At 72.7% G+C, this 14774-nt stretch carries 12 protein-coding genes; 8 read left to right on the top strand and 4 right to left on the bottom strand.

Going from position 1 to position 14774, the window contains the following annotated elements; translation table 11 throughout:
* The first annotated feature begins 56 nt into the window (after window positions 1–56).
* Together ABZ562_RS06360 and ABZ562_RS06355 are read left to right on the top strand one after the other, a co-directional pair.
* A complete protein-coding gene (locus ABZ562_RS06360; protein ID WP_361474798.1) occupies window positions 57–1631 on the top strand; it encodes a DEAD/DEAH box helicase in 1575 nt (524 codons plus the stop codon).
* Between the two features lie 167 nt (window positions 1632–1798).
* Window positions 1799–2599, top strand: coding sequence for a phosphatase (locus ABZ562_RS06355; protein ID WP_361474796.1), 801 nt, complete (start codon window positions 1799–1801; stop codon window positions 2597–2599).
* Between the two features lie 75 nt (window positions 2600–2674).
* Here the strand turns inward: ABZ562_RS06355 and ABZ562_RS06350 are convergent, their stop codons facing one another.
* The 3 genes from ABZ562_RS06350 to ABZ562_RS06340 form a co-directional block, all read right to left on the bottom strand.
* Window positions 2675–3568, bottom strand: coding sequence for an acyl-CoA thioesterase II (locus tag ABZ562_RS06350; protein WP_361474794.1), 894 nt, complete (start codon window positions 3566–3568; stop codon window positions 2675–2677).
* Window positions 3569–3633: 65 nt separating this feature from the next.
* Complete coding sequence (locus ABZ562_RS06345; RefSeq protein ID WP_361474792.1) at window positions 3634–4791, bottom strand: acyl-CoA dehydrogenase family protein; 1158 nt, start codon at window positions 4789–4791, stop codon at window positions 3634–3636.
* Window positions 4792–4843: 52 nt separating this feature from the next.
* Window positions 4844–5467, bottom strand: a complete 624-nt coding sequence (locus ABZ562_RS06340) for a TetR/AcrR family transcriptional regulator (protein ID WP_361474790.1) — start codon at window positions 5465–5467, stop codon at window positions 4844–4846.
* A 94-nt stretch (window positions 5468–5561) separates the two neighbouring features.
* On the opposite strand from ABZ562_RS06340, the gene ABZ562_RS06335 reads away from it, so the two are divergent.
* The 5 genes from ABZ562_RS06335 (at window position 5562) to ABZ562_RS06315 (ending at window position 12516) form a co-directional block, all read left to right on the top strand.
* A complete protein-coding gene (locus ABZ562_RS06335) occupies window positions 5562–7214 on the top strand; it encodes a carboxyl transferase domain-containing protein (RefSeq protein ID WP_361474788.1) in 1653 nt (550 codons plus the stop codon).
* Window positions 7215–7245: 31 nt separating this feature from the next.
* Complete coding sequence (locus ABZ562_RS06330) at window positions 7246–9327, top strand: biotin carboxylase N-terminal domain-containing protein (RefSeq protein ID WP_361474974.1); 2082 nt, start codon at window positions 7246–7248, stop codon at window positions 9325–9327.
* Window positions 9327–10259: a hydroxymethylglutaryl-CoA lyase gene (locus ABZ562_RS06325; RefSeq protein WP_361474786.1), complete on the top strand. Its 933-nt coding sequence runs from the start codon at window positions 9327–9329 to the stop codon at window positions 10257–10259. The genes ABZ562_RS06330 and ABZ562_RS06325 overlap by 1 nt, the downstream gene beginning before the upstream one ends.
* A gap of 3 nt (window positions 10260–10262) precedes the next feature.
* The gene (locus ABZ562_RS06320) at window positions 10263–11429 is read left to right on the top strand and encodes an acyl-CoA dehydrogenase family protein (protein WP_361474784.1); all 1167 of its coding nucleotides are present in this window, start codon (window positions 10263–10265) and stop codon (window positions 11427–11429) included.
* 85 nt (window positions 11430–11514) lie between these two features.
* A complete protein-coding gene (locus ABZ562_RS06315) occupies window positions 11515–12516 on the top strand; it encodes an RICIN domain-containing protein (RefSeq protein ID WP_361474782.1) in 1002 nt (333 codons plus the stop codon).
* A gap of 18 nt (window positions 12517–12534) precedes the next feature.
* Here the strand turns inward: ABZ562_RS06315 and ABZ562_RS06310 are convergent, their stop codons facing one another.
* Window positions 12535–14208, bottom strand: a complete 1674-nt coding sequence (locus tag ABZ562_RS06310; RefSeq protein ID WP_361474780.1) for a beta-N-acetylhexosaminidase — start codon at window positions 14206–14208, stop codon at window positions 12535–12537.
* A gap of 230 nt (window positions 14209–14438) precedes the next feature.
* On the opposite strand from ABZ562_RS06310, the gene ABZ562_RS06305 reads away from it, so the two are divergent.
* On the top strand, window positions 14439–14714 hold the full coding sequence (locus tag ABZ562_RS06305; RefSeq protein WP_055552634.1) for a hypothetical protein: 276 nt from the start codon (window positions 14439–14441) through the stop codon (window positions 14712–14714).
* The last annotated feature ends 60 nt before the right edge of the window (window positions 14715–14774 follow it).

Here is a 14774-nt window from a genome sequence, read left to right as displayed (position 1 = left end):
CCGGCTCGTGCCCGCTTTCCGCGGGCCGATCCCCGCCCGTTACAGGAAGGCGCCGCATGAGCCGTTACGCCCGCTCGCCCCGCAAGCCCCGGTCATCACACTCCCGGCCACCCGTTCGTAGCAGCCGTCCCTCCGACGGCGGCAACGAGTTCGCCCTGCCGCGCGGCACCACCCCGGTACTGCCCGCCGTCGCCACGTTCGCCGAGCTGGACCTTCCGGACGGCCTCGCCGCGGAGCTGACGCACCAGGGCGTCACCGTGCCGTTCCCGATCCAGGCGGCCACCCTCCCCAGCGCCCTCACCGGCCGCGACGTCCTCGGGCGCGCGCAGACCGGCTCCGGCAAGACCCTGGCCTTCGGCCTCGCGCTGCTGGCCCGTACCGCAGGGCAGCGCGCCGAATCCCGCCGTCCGCTCGGCCTGGTCCTGGTGCCCACGCGGGAGCTGGCCCAGCAGGTCTCCGACGCGCTCACGCCCTACGCCCGCCGGCTGCGGCTGCGCCCGGCCACCGTGGTGGGCGGCATGTCGATCAACCGCCAGGCCGACGCCCTGCGCAACGGCGCCGAGGTGGTCATCGCGACCCCGGGCCGCCTCCACGACCTGATCGACCGCGGCGACTGCCGACTGGACCAGGTGCGCATCACGGTTCTCGACGAGGCCGACCAGATGGCCGACATGGGGTTCCTCCCCCAGGTGACCCGGCTGCTGCGCCAGGTGCCCGCCGACGGCCAGCGCATGCTGTTCTCCGCGACGCTGGACAACAACATCAGCAAGCTGGTGCGCGAGTTCCTCACCGACCCGGCGCTGCACTCGGTCGACCCCTCGGCCGGCGCGGTCACCACGATGGAGCACCATGTGCTGCACATCGCGGACACCGACAAGCGCTCCGTCGCCACCCGGGTCGCCGCCCGGGACGGCCGCGTCATCATGTTCCTGGACACCAAGCACGCCGTCGACCGGCTGACCCGCCATCTGCTAGCCAACGGCGTACGGGCGGCGGCGCTGCACGGCGGCAAGTCCCAGCCGCAGCGCACCAAGACCCTGGAGCGCTTCAAGACCGGCGACGTCACCGCGCTCGTGGCCACGAACGTCGCGGCCCGCGGCATCCACGTCGACGACCTGGACCTGGTCCTCAACGTGGATCCGCCCGCGGACCACAAGGACTATCTGCACCGTGGCGGGCGCACCGCCCGCGCGGGCGGCTCCGGCAGCGTCGTCACCCTCGTCCTGCCCGACCAGCGCCGTGCGATGACCCGGCTGATGGCCGACGCGGGCATCACCCCGAACACGGCCCGGGTGCACTCGACCGACGACGAGCTGACCCGTATCACCGGCGCGCAGGAGCCCTCGGGCGTCCCGGTGACGATCAGCGCCCCCGCACCCCGGCAGGCCCCCGGGCCCCGGCAGGCGCGCCGCGGTGGCGGCGGCGGTGGCTCGGGCCGCGGCTCCCGGGGCGGCTCGGGGCGCGGCGCCGGGGCGCAGCGCGCCACCGGCAACGGGTCGGGCGGCGGGACGCAGCGCGGAGCGGGCAGCGGGTCGCAGCGCGGGGCCGGCGGGACCGGGCGCGGGACCGGTGGTGGAGCAGGGCGGGGCTCCGGCGGCGGGATGGCCCGTAGCCGCCGTTCCGGACGCTAGGGGCGGTCCGGGACCGTTGTGGCCGGGGCGCGTCCGGGTCTCCCCGGGGCGCCCCGTACTCGCCATGACCGCGTCACGCCTTCCCTCCCGCCCCGCCGCGTCCGCGGCACGTCCGCACAGCGGGCAATGCCCCCCATTCCCCGGGCACAGGGGCGACAATGGGCCACATGCCGATACCCAGTACCGTGCCCAGCCGTACCGAGCTGATCGACCATCTCGTCCGTACGCGCATCGCGGGTGACGTCGCCACTCCCCGCGAGAACAACCTCTCCCACTACCGCAAGCTCGCGAACGGCGACCGCCACTACTGGCTGGGGCTGGAGCTGGAAGACCGCTGGGTGGACGAGCAGGACGTGCTGGCCGTCATGGCGGAGCGGTGCGGGGTGATCGACGACCCGGAGCACCGCACCGGGCAGGACACCATCGACCCGGAGCTGACGGTCGGCGCGCTGGACCGGATGGCGTCGGTGCTGCGGAAGGCGGCCGAGGCGCGGCAGCGGGTGCTGTTCGCCACGGGGCACCCGGGCGGGCTGCTGGAGGTGCACAGCGCGACGGCGTCGGCGCTGTACGCGGCGGGGTGCGAGATCGTCGAGATCCCGGGCGGGCTGCACGCGGACGAGGGGTACGTCTTCCAGTTCTGCGACGTGGCCATGCTGGAGCGCGGCGCCACCCTGTGGCACACCCACTCCCCCGCCCCCATGGCGGCGATCCTGGACGGGCTGGCCCGGGAGGGGCGGCCGCTGCCGGACCTGGTGGTCGCCGACCACGGCTGGGCCGGGTGCGCGGGGCAGCGCGGCATCGACGCGGTGGGGTACGCGGACTGCAACGACCCGGCGCTGTTCCTCGGCGAGGCGGAGGGGACGCTGCAGGCGGTGGTCCCGCTGGACGACCACGTGACCAATCCGAGGTTCTACGCGCCGATGACGGCCTATCTGCTGGACGCGGCGGGGCTGACGGCCCAGTTCTGACGCGCGTCGCCCGGGACGCGCGTCAGACCGGCCGTACGCCACGGTGGACGCGCGTCGCCTCGTCCCTCCCGGGGGTTACTTCTTCGGGCGCGGGACCCGCATGACCCCTTCCTGGATCACCGAGACGGCCAGCCGCCCGTCGGCGGTGAAGATGCGGCCCTTGGCCAGGCCCCGGCCGCCGGACGCGGACGGGCTCTCCTGGTCGTACAGCAGCCAGTCGTCCACCCGGAACGGCCGGTGGAACCACATGGCGTGGTCGAGGCTGGCGCCGACGATGTCCCCGACCGCCCAGCCGCCCCGGCCGTGGGCGAGGAGCACCGAGTCCAGCAGCGTCATGTCGGACACATAGGTGGCCAGGCAGACGTGCAGCAGCGGATCGTCGGCGGCGCCGTCCAGTTTGCCGTCGGTCCGGAACCACACCTGCGACTTCGGCTCGCGGGGCTTTCCGACGCTTCCGTACGGCGGGGCGTCCACGTACCGCAGGTCGACGGCGGCCCGTGCCTGCAGCATCCGGTCGACCACCCCCGGACCGGCGAACAGGTGCTCGTACCGGGGCAGCAGCTCCTCGGCGGTGGGCAGCGAGAGCGGATCCGGCACCTCCGGCATCGGCTCCTGGTGCTCCAGCCCCTCCTCGTGCAGCTGGAAGGAGGCGGACAGGTGGAAGATCGGCTGCCCGTGCTGGACGGCGACCACGCGGCGCGTGGTGAAGGAGAAGCCGTCGCGGATCCGGTCGACCGTGTAGACGATCGGCGCCCCGGGGTCGCCGGGCCGCAGGAAGTAGGCGTGCAGCGAGTGCGGCGGACGGTCCTCCGGGACCGTGCGGCCCGCGGCGACCAGGGCCTGGGCGGCCACCTGGCCGCCGAAGACCCGCGGCACGAGGGGTGCGGCATCACTGGTGCCGCGGAACATGTCCTCTTCGATCCGCTCCAGGTCGAGCAGATCGAGGAGGCTCTGTAGTGCGTCATTCATGGTTCAAGCAGTCTTGCAGACCCGTGTTGCGGCGCCGTTGCCGATACGCGTGCGCATGGCGACCGTCACAGCCCCATCGACTTGGCGACGATGGACCGCATGACCTCGCTGGTCCCGCCGTAGATGCGGGTGACGCGGGTGTCCGCGTACAGCCGGGCGATGGGGTACTCCATCATGTAGCCGTAGCCGCCGTGCAGCTGCAGGCACTTGTCGATGACGACGGCCGCGCGCTCGGTGGTGAACAGCTTCGCCGAGGCGGCGTCGGCGGCGGTCAGCTCACCGGCGTCGTGCGCGTCCAGGGCCCGGTCGACGACCGCCTGCATCGCGTCCACCTCGGCCTTGCAGTCGGCCAGCGTGAACTTGGTGTTCTGGAAGGACGCCACGCTCTTGCCGAAGACCTCGCGGTCCCGGACGTAGGCCTTGGCGAACTCGACCGCCGCGGCGGACTGCGCGTACGCGCTGACGGCGATGCCCAGGCGCTCCTGCGGCAGGTTGTGCGCGAGGTAGCCGAACGCCTTGCCCTCCTCGCCCAGCAGGTCCTCCACCGGCACCTTGACGTCGGTGAACGACAGCTCGGCGGTGTCGGAGGTCTTCAGCCCCAGCTTCTCCAGCTTGCGGCCGACCGCGTACCCCTCGCTCTTGGTGTCCACCACCAGGATCGATATGCCCGCGCGGCGGTCCTCGGGGGTGGCGGGGGCGGTGCGGGCGCAGACCAGCACGCGGTCGGCGAGCACGCCGCCGGTGATGAAGGTCTTGGCGCCGTTGAGCACGTAGTGCGTGCCGTCCTCGGACAGCTTGGCGGTCGTCTTCATGCCCGCCAGGTCCGAGCCGGTGCCCGGCTCCGTCATGGCGATGGCGGTCATCATGTCGCCCGAGACGAAGGAGGGCAGCCAGCGCCGCTTCTGCTCCTCGTTGGCGTACTTGAGGATGTACGGGAGGCACAGCGCGGTGTGGACGCTGCTGCCGCCGAAGCTCACCCCGGCGCGGGCGCACTCCTCGGTGATGACCGCGTTGAACTTGAAGCTGGTCTCGCCCGCGCCGCCGTACTCCTCGGGGACCTCGATGCCGAAGACGCCCAGCTCGCCGAGCTTCTTGTAGAAGTCACGCGGAGCCTGACCGGCCTCCCGCCACTCCTCGTAGTACGGCACGACCTCGGCGGCGATGAAGTCGCGGATGGTCTCCCGGAACGCCTCGTGATCCTCGTTGAACACCGTGCGACGCATCTCTGCGGCCTCCCTCTGGCTAAGCGCTTGCTCAGCCGAAGTTACCGCCCAGTCACTGAGCCTGTCCAGAGCCGTCCGCATCATGGGCCGCGCCGAACGCTCCGAGCGCCAGGCGGTGCAGCAGGGCGGCGGTCGCCGCGCGGCCGGGGAGGGCGCCGGGGCGGCCCAGGTGCGGGGTGGAGTTGAGCAGCCCGAACACGGCGTGGACACAGGCCCGGGCGTCCGCCTCGACGAGCCCGGGATAGACCTCCCGCACGACCTCGACCCACAGCTCCACGTACTGCCGCTGGAGCGAGCGCACCAGCTTGCGGTCGGTGTCCCGGAGCCGGTCCAGCTCACGGTCGTGGAGGATGATCAGCGGGCGGTCGTCCAGGGCGAAGTCGATGTGGCCCTCGATGAGCGAGTCCAGCACGGCCGCCGGGGTGTCCCCGGCCTCCGCCGCCTCCGCGGCGCGCCGCTTGCCGCCGGTCAGCAGCCGGCCGCTGATGCCGACCAGCAGCTCCGCCAGCATCGCCTCCTTTCCGGCGAAGTGACGGTAGAGACCGGGGCCGCTGATGCCGACCGCCGCGCCTATCTCGTCGACGCCGACGCCGTGGAAGCCACGCTCGGCGAAGAGCCGGGCGGCCTCCTTGAGGATCTGTTCGCGGCGGGTCGGTGCAGGGGCTTGCGTGCTCATGGAAGCAATTCTAGACAGCGGGGTTAGTGGTCGTTAACCTGGTGGGTATCAGGTTAACGACCACTAACCGCAGGACAAGAGGGGGCCCGTGGCGATGGAGCAGGCACCGGTGCTGCGAAGCGGCGCCGACCCGGGGTCGGACGCCTGGAAGGCCAATGAGGCCGCCCACCGCGAGCTGGCCGCGCGGCTGCGCGAGAAGCTCGCCGCGGCCCGGCTGGGCGGCGGCGAGAAGGCGCGGGCCCGGCACACCGCGCGCGGGAAGCTGCTGCCGCGCGACCGGGTGGACACCCTGCTGGACCCGGGCTCGCCGTTCCTGGAGCTGGCCCCGCTCGCCGCCGACGGGCTGTACGGGGGCCAGGCCCCCGCGGCGGGAGTGATCGCCGGGATCGGGCGGGTCGCGGGCCGCGAGGTGGTCGTCATCGCCAATGACGCCACCGTCAAGGGCGGCACGTATTACCCGATGACGGTGAAGAAGCATCTGCGCGCCCAGGAGGTCGCGCTGGAGAACCGGCTGCCGTGCGTCTATCTGGTCGACTCCGGCGGCGCCTTCCTCCCGATGCAGGACGAGGTCTTCCCGGACCGCGACCACTTCGGGCGGATCTTCTACAACCAGGCCCGGATGTCCGGCGCCGGAATCCCGCAGGTCGCGGCGGTGCTCGGATCCTGCACGGCGGGCGGGGCCTATGTCCCGGCGATGAGCGACGAAGCCGTCATCGTGCGGGGGCAGGGCACGATCTTCCTGGGCGGTCCGCCGCTGGTGAAGGCGGCCACCGGCGAGGTCGTCACCGCGGAGGAGCTGGGCGGCGGCGAGGTCCACTCCCGCGTCTCGGGCGTCACCGACCACCTCGCGGAGGACGACGCCCACGCCCTGCGCATCGTCCGTACGATCGTCTCCACCCTGCCGCCCTCCCCCGCCCAGCGGGGCGCCCCGCCCTGGCCGCTCACGCCCTCCGAGGAGCCCGCGGTCGACCCCGCGGGGATGTACGGGGCGGTCCCGGTCGACTCCCGCACGCCGTACGACGTGCGCGAGGTGATCGCGCGGGTGGTGGACGGCTCGCGGTTCGCCGAGTTCAAGGCCGAGTTCGGGACGACGCTGGTCACCGGCTTCGCCCGGATCATGGGCCATCCGGTGGGCATCGTCGCCAACAACGGCATCCTGTTCTCCGAATCGGCCCAGAAGGGCGCCCACTTCATCGAGCTGTGCGATCAGCGCGGCATCCCGCTGGTCTTTCTGCAGAACATCTCGGGCTTCATGGTCGGCCGCAGCTATGAGGCGGGCGGCATCGCCAAGCACGGCGCCAAGATGGTCACCGCCGTCGCCTGCACCCGCGTGCCCAAGCTGACGGTCGTCATCGGCGGCTCCTACGGCGCGGGCAACTACTCGATGTGCGGCCGCGCCTATTCGCCGCGCTTCCTGTGGATGTGGCCCAACGCCAAGATCTCGGTGATGGGCGGCGAGCAGGCCGCCTCCGTCCTCGCGACGGTCAAGCGCGACCAGTTGGAGGCGCGCGGCGAGGAGTGGAGCGCGGAGGACGAGGAGGCGTTCCGGGCGCCGGTCCGCGAGCAGTACGAGACCCAGGGCAGCGCGTACTACGCCACGGCCCGGCTGTGGGACGACGGGGTGATCGACCCGCTGGAGACCCGTACGGTGCTCGGCCTCGCCCTCACCGCGTGCGCGAGCGCACCGCTGCCCGACCGCACGGCCAAGGAACCCGCGGCGCCCGGCTACGGCGTCTTCCGGATGTGAGGGGATGCACCCGATGAGCGCGGCGCATGCGATGTTCGACACCGTCCTGGTGGCCAACCGCGGGGAGATCGCGGTGCGGGTCATCCGCACCCTGCGGCGGCTCGGCGTCCGCTCGGTCGCCGTGTTCAGCGATGCCGACGCCGACGCCCGGCACGTCCGGGAGGCGGACACGGCCGTGCGGATCGGCCCGGCGGCCGCGGCGGAGAGCTATCTGTCGATCGAGCGGCTGCTGGAGGCGGCGGACCGCACCGGCGCCCAGGCCGTCCACCCCGGCTATGGCTTCCTCGCGGAAAACGCGGCGTTCGCCCGCGCCTGCGCCGACGCCGGGCTCGTCTTCATCGGCCCGCCGGCCGGGGCCATCGAGCTGATGGGCGACAAGATCCGCGCCAAGGAGACCGTGCGGGCCGCCGGGGTGCCCGTGGTGCCGGGCTCGTCCGGCAGCGGGTTGACGGACGCCCAGCTCGTCGACGCCGCCCGGGAGATCGGCGCGCCCGTGCTGCTCAAGCCGTCCGCGGGCGGCGGCGGCAAGGGCATGCGGCTGGTGCGGGACGAGGCGCTGCTCGCCGACGAGATCGCGGCCGCCCGGCGCGAGGCGCGCGGCGCGTTCGGCGATGACACGCTGCTCGTCGAGCGCTGGATCGACCGGCCGCGCCACATCGAGATCCAGGTGCTGGCCGACGGCCACGGCCAGGTGATCCACCTCGGCGAGCGCGAATGCTCGCTCCAGCGCCGCCATCAGAAGATCATCGAGGAGGCGCCCAGCCCGCTGCTGGACGACACCACCCGGGCGCTGATGGGTGAGGCCGCGGTCCAGGCGGCCCGCTCGTGCGGCTATGTGGGCGCGGGCACGGTGGAGTTCATCGTGCCGGGCACCGACCCGTCCGCGCACTTCTTCATGGAGATGAACACCCGCCTCCAGGTCGAGCACCCCGTCACCGAGCTGATCACTGGGCTGGACCTGGTGGAGTGGCAGCTGCGGGTCGCCGCGGGCGAACCGCTGCCGTGCGGACAGGACGAGGTCTCCTTCCGCGGCCATGCGGTGGAGGCCCGGATCTGCGCCGAGACCGCCCGCGCGGCGGGCGACGGCCGGGTGGACTTCCTCCCGTCGGCCGGTCCGGTGCTCGCCCTGGACGAGCCCACGGGCGAAGGGGTGCGCGTCGACTCCGGGCTGAGCACCGGCACCGAGGTCGGCACGGTGTACGACCCGATGCTCGCCAAGGTCGTCGCCCACGGCCCGGACCGCCCCACGGCGCTGCGCCGGCTGCGCGCCGCCCTCGGTTCCCTGACCGTCCTCGGCGTCGACACCAACACGGGCTTCCTCCGCCGCCTGGCCGCCCACCCGGAGGTCGCCTCGGGCGAGCTGGACACCGGTCTGGTCGACCGCGCGGCGGCCTCGCTCCTCCCCGCCACCATCCCCGACGAGGTCCATGTGGCGGCGGCGCTGCTGCGCCAGGCGGCGCTGGAGCCGCCCGGCGCGCAAGGCGGCCAGGCCGGCGGGGGCGGCTGGGTCGATCCGTTCTCCGTGCCCACCGGGTGGCGGATCGGCGGTGAGCCCGCCTGGACGGTCCACCGGCTGCGGGTCCCCGGCCACGACCCGGTGACGGTCCGGGTGCGCGGCCGGGCCCACGAGGCGCGGGTGCGGATCGAGCGCGCGGACGGCACCGGCGGCCCCGCTCCCGAGGCGGCGGCGCGGCTCGTGGCGCTGGAGGACGGCTCGGTGCTGCTGGACCTCGACGGGGTCACCCACCGCTTCCGGTATGTCGCCCACGGCGCGAGCCATTGGCTGGGGCGGGGCGGGGATGCCTGGCGCGTAGTGGGGCATGACCCCATCGAGGAGGCGCTGCGCGGCGGCGCCGCGGCGGCGCACGCCGGGGAGCTGACGGCTCCCATGCCCGGCACCGTCACCGTCGTGAAGGCGGCCGTAGGGGACGAGGTCACCGCGGGCCAGGGCCTGCTGGTGGTCGAGGCGATGAAGATGGAGCACCTCATCTCCGCCCCGCACGACGGGACCGTCACCGAGCTGGAGGTGACCCCCGGCAGCACGGTCGCCATGGACCAGCTGCTGGCGGTCGTCACCCCGCGCGAGACCCGCGAGACCGAGGAGCGTGTGTGATGTCCCTCCCCATGACCGTTCCGGCCCCGGGGCTGCCCGCCCGGGTGCGCATCCATGAGGTGGGGCCGCGGGACGGGCTGCAGAACGAGAAGGCGCTCGTACCGGTCGCCGTGAAGGCCGAGTTCATCCGGCGGCTGGCCGGCGCGGGGCTGACCACCATCGAGGCCACCAGCTTCGTCCGCCCGGAGTGGGTGCCCCAGCTGGCCGACGCCGAGCAGCTGATGCCGCTGATCGACGACGTGCGCGCCCGGCTCCCGGTGCTGGTGCCCAATCAGCGCGGGCTCGACCGCGCGCTCGCCCTCGGCGCGCGCGAGATCGCCGTCTTCGCCAGCGCCACCGAGTCGTTCGCCAAGGCCAACCTCAACCGCACGGTGGACGACGCGCTCGCCATGTTCGAGCCGGTCGTCACCGCGGCGCGCGAGGCGGGCGTGTCCGTCCGCGGCTATCTGTCGATGTGCTTCGGCGACCCCTGGGAGGGCCCGGTCCCGATCTCGCAGACCGTCTCGGTCAGCCGCCGCCTGATCGACATGGGATGCGACGAGGTGAGCCTCGGCGACACCATCGGCGTGGCCACCCCCGGCCATGTGCTGGAGCTGCTGGCCACGCTGAACGAGGCGGGGATCGCCACCGACCGGCTCGCCGTCCACTTCCACGACACCTACGGCCAGGCCCTCGCCAACACCCTGGCCGCGCTCCAGCACGGCGTGACCACCGTCGACGCCTCCGCGGGCGGCCTGGGCGGCTGCCCGTACGCGAAGAGCGCCACCGGCAACCTCGCCACCGAGGACCTGGTCTGGATGCTCGACGGCCTCGGCGTCGAGACCGGGGTCGATATCCGCCGTCTCACCGCCACCAGCGTGTGGATGGCCCGGCACCTGGGCCGACCCAGCCCGTCCCGCACCGTCCGCGCCCTCTCCCAGAAGGAGATGTGAGTCATGGCGATCGACCATCGTCTCTCCCCCGAGCACGAGGAACTGCGCCGCACCGTGGAGGAATTCGCGCACGATGTGGTCGCCCCGAAGATCGGGGAGTACTGGGAGCAGCATGAGTTCCCGTACGAGATCATCCGCGAGATGGGCCGGATGGGGCTGTTCGGTCTGCCCTTCCCCGAGGAGTACGGCGGGATGGGCGGCGACTACCTCGCGCTGTGCCTGGCCCTGGAGGAGCTGGCCCGGGTGGACTCCTCCGTCGCGATCACCCTGGAGGCCGGGGTCTCGCTCGGCGCGATGCCGATCTTCCTCTACGGGACGGAGGAGCAGAAGCGCCGGTGGCTGCCCGGGCTGTGCTCCGGGGAGACCCTGGGCGCCTTCGGCCTGACCGAGCCGGGCGGCGGCTCCGACGCGGGCGCCACCCGCACCACGGCCCGGCTGGACGAGACCACCGACGAGTGGGTGATCAACGGCACCAAGTGCTTCATCACCAACTCGGGTACGGACATCACCGCCCTGATCACCGTCACCGCCGTCACCGACCGCACCGAGGACGGCCGCCCCAAGATCTCCTCCATCATCGTGCCCTCCGGCACCCCCGGCCTCACCGTCGCAGCCCCCTACTCCAAGGTCGGCTGGAACGCCTCGGACACCCGCGAGCTGTCCTTCGCCGACTGCCGCGTCCCGGCCGCCAACCTGCTGGGCGATCTGGGCCGCGGCTACGCCCAGTTCCTCCGCATCCTCGACGAGGGCCGCATCGCCATCTCCGCCCTGGCCACCGGGCTCGCCCAGGGCTGTGTGGACGAGTCGGTGTCGTACGCCAGGACCCGGGAGGCCTTCGGCCGCCCGATCGGTGCCAACCAGGCCATCCAGTTCAAGATCGCCGACATGGAGACCCGCGCCCACATGGCCCGTGTCGCCTGGCGCGACGCGGCCTCCCGCCTGGTCCGCGGCGAGCCGTTCAAGAAGGAGGCGTCGATCGCGAAGCTGTACTCCTCGGAGGTCGCGGTCACCAATGCCCGCGAGGCGACACAGATCCACGGCGGCTACGGCTTCATGAACGAATATCCGGTGGCCCGGATGTGGCGGGACTCCAAGATCCTGGAGATCGGGGAGGGGACGAGCGAGGTGCAGCGGATGCTGATCGCACGGGAGCTGGGCTTCGCGAGCTGATCCCCGCCCGGGTGGTTGAGGGGGCAACCAGCGTGGCGCGAAAGGGCGTTGTGACCCGAGCAGCGCACCGTCACCATGTCGGAGCATGGGGAGCCAGGGGGAGTACGAGCCGGGAGCGGTGCGCAGTGCCGGGGAATTCATGGCCTTGCTGCGGGCCCTCAAGGAACGGTCGGGGCTGACATACCGGCAGCTGGAAAGCCGGGCGGCCGAGCGCGGGGAGGTGCTGGCGCGCAGCACGCTCGCCGATGCGCTGCGGCAGGACGCGCTGCCACGGACCGAAACGCTGGTGGCGTTCCTGCGCGCCTGCGGCGAGGAGCCGCGTATCGGGCAATGGCTGGAGGCGCGGGACAGGATCGCGGCGCAGCAGCCACCGCGGAGCGACCCGGCGCAGCAGCCGGAGGCGCCGTCCCGGCCGGAGCCGGCGGAGCGGCGGGCCGCGCCCGGCGCGGCCGACCGGCCGCGCCGGGGCATCCCCAGAGGGCGGCTGATCGAGGTGGCACTGGCGGTGCTGGTCGTCGGCGCGGCCTCGCTCGTCGTGGCGATGACGGCCGACGACGAGCCGAAGACACGGGACACCGCCGCGTCGTCCGCGGAGCCCGCTTCGGCCGCTCCCGCGCCGGGCACCTATCGCATCCGTTCGGTCCTCTCCTCGCTGTGCCTGTCCGAGCTGGAGAGCCAGGACGGCGGCGATGTCTTCCAGACCGACTGCCGGAGCGCCATTCCGACGTACGCCCTTGAGGGGGCGCAGGACTCCGTCTACCGGATCCGGTCCCTCCACCCCGCCCTCGGCTACGGATGTCTCGGCGTGGGGAAGGCGAGCTCCGAGGGAGGCGCGCAGATGATGGACGACTACTGCGGGCACCGGGGCGCCGCCGAGCGGTTCCGCATCCAGCGGGTCACGAAGCCGGTGCCCGGCTACCGGATCAAGCCGGTGCACACGGGCCAGTGCGTTTCGCTGCCCGGCGGTTCGACCCGGAAGGGGGACCCGGTGGTCCAGCTGCCCTGCACCGCCGGCGACACGGGCCAGATCTTCCGCTTCGATCCGGTCCGGGCGCCGACGGCGATTCCCTCGATCACCAGCAACTGAGCACCGGGGCCCGGCGGCTCATCCCGTGGCGGGCCAGGGGATCTGCGGGGAGCGGTGATAGTCGATGCCCAGGGCGTCCCAGCGGGGCGCCTGCGCGGCGAGCCGCACCCGGTAGTCGTCCCAGTCGTGCGTGGACCGGGGCGACCAGCCCAGTTCGGCGATGCCGGGGAGGCGGGGGAAGGCCATGTACGCGATGTGGGCGCTGGTGGAGAGCGTCTCCGACCACATCGGGGCCTCCACGCCGAGCACCGAGGACGGCGGGGCACCGGCGATGTAGCTGCCCGGGTCCCAGTCGTAGGACTGCTTCGCCTCGACGTATCCGGCCCAGCTGAGCCCCAGCGGGGTGCTCGGGTCGTACTTCATGTCGAGGTAGGCGCGGTTGGCGGGCGAGAGGACGAGCCGGGTGCCGTTCCTGGCGGCGTCGGCGACCTCCTTCTCGCTGCCGTCCGTCCCCCAGTACTGGGCGATCGCCCCCTTCGCGGGGCGGGCGCCGGTCAGCTGGTGCCAGCCGACCACGGTCTTGCCGTACTTGGCGACGATGGGCTGGACCCGGTCCATGAAGGCCACGTAGTCGGCGTGGCTGGTGGAGTGCGCCTCGTCGCCGCCGATGTGGAGGTAGCGGCCGGGGGTGAGGGCGGCGAGTTCGCGGATGACGTCGTCGACGAAGTCGTACGTCACCTCCTTGGGCACGCACAGCGAGCTGAAGCCGACCTCGGTGCCGGTGTAGAGCGGCGGTGCGACGCCGTCGCAGTTGAGGCCGGCGTAGGAGGCGAGGGCCGCGTTGGTGTGGCCGGGCATGTCGATCTCGGGGACGACGGTGAGGTGGCGGGAGGCCGCGTACCGCACGATCTCCCGGTAGTCGGCCTTGGTGTAGTAGCCGCCGGTCCCACCGCCGACCTGGGTGGAGCCGCCGTACGTCGCCAGCCGGGGCCAGGAGTCGATGGCGATCCGCCAGCCCTGGTCGTCGGAGAGGTGCAGATGCAGTTTGTTGATCTTGTAGAGGGCGAGCTGGTCGACGTACGTCTTGACCTGGTCGACGGTGAAGAAGTGCCGCGAGACGTCGAGCATCGCGCCCCGCCAGGCGTAGCGCGGCACGTCGGTGATGGTGCCGCCGGAGATCCGCCAGGGGCCGGGCTGCCGGGTGGCGCGTTCGACGGACGCGGGCAGCAGCTGCCGCAGCGTCTGGATGCCGTGGAAGAGCCCGGCGGAGGTGCGGGCGCTGATGGTGACGGCACGCCGGGTCACCTCCAGCCGGTAGCCCTCCGCGCCGAGCCCCTTCGCGGCGCGCTGTCGTACGGGCACGATCCGCAGCCGGATGCCGTCCACGCCCCCGCGCGCGGTGACCGGCAGCCGGTAGCCGGTGGAGGGGCGCAGCAGGCCCGCCAGATAGTCGCCCGCCGCGCGCGCGGCGGGCGAGCCGGGCGCCACCCGGATCGGGGTCGTCGGGCGCAGCGTGTACGGGCTCTTGCCGGGCCGTACGGAGGCGGGCGCGGGCACGACCCGGTCCAGCGGCACCGGCGCGCCGGCGGCGTCCGGGCTGGAGACCGGGGCCGCCGCGGAGGGCGGCGAGGCCGTGGCGGCGGTTCCCGCCCCCGCCGCCACGGTCAGCAGGAGGGAGCACAGCAGTCGAGCACGGCGTCGTCTCACAGGGGTTCCCTTCAACGAAGCGTCGCATCGTGGGTACCGCGACATCTTGCGTACCGCGCCGCCCAGTTGGGGTCAAGGTGTAGACCAATGTGTCGCGAGATCCGGCACGGCTGCGCGAACTCGGCGATCTTCATCGGGGCGTGGTCCTCACGGAGGAGAGTCCACCACCGCCGAACAAGCCGCACTCCGTCGGCTTTCCCGCCATTGAGGCCGGAGTCTGCCCGATATCGGGCAGGAATTTTGCGAAACACCCCGAGGAGCCGCAGTATCAACGGATGCTCGATCGCCGGATGTCCCACGATGACCTCATCGACCACCTGGTCCGCAGCACGCCGCTCAGCCGCGGCGAGGCGGCCCGGGTGGTGCTGGACGTCCTGGCGTACTTCGACGAGACGACCGAGGAGTTCGTCCGGCGGCGCCACCGCGAGCTGCAGTCCGGCGGACTGACCAACGCGGACATCTTCGAGCGGATCACGGCCGAGCTGCCGTACCGCGCGGTGGCACCGCCCGAACTCTCGCTGCGCCAGCTGCGCCGCATCGTCTACGGCTGACGCCGCCGCCTACGGCCGACGCCGCCGAAGTCGGCGAGCATTCATGATCGATTCAATCGG

Source organism: Streptomyces sp. NPDC019937, from assembly GCF_040631655.1.
Taxonomy (GTDB): domain Bacteria; phylum Actinomycetota; class Actinomycetes; order Streptomycetales; family Streptomycetaceae; genus Streptomyces.
This window is presented reverse-complemented; position numbering and strand designations above follow the sequence as displayed.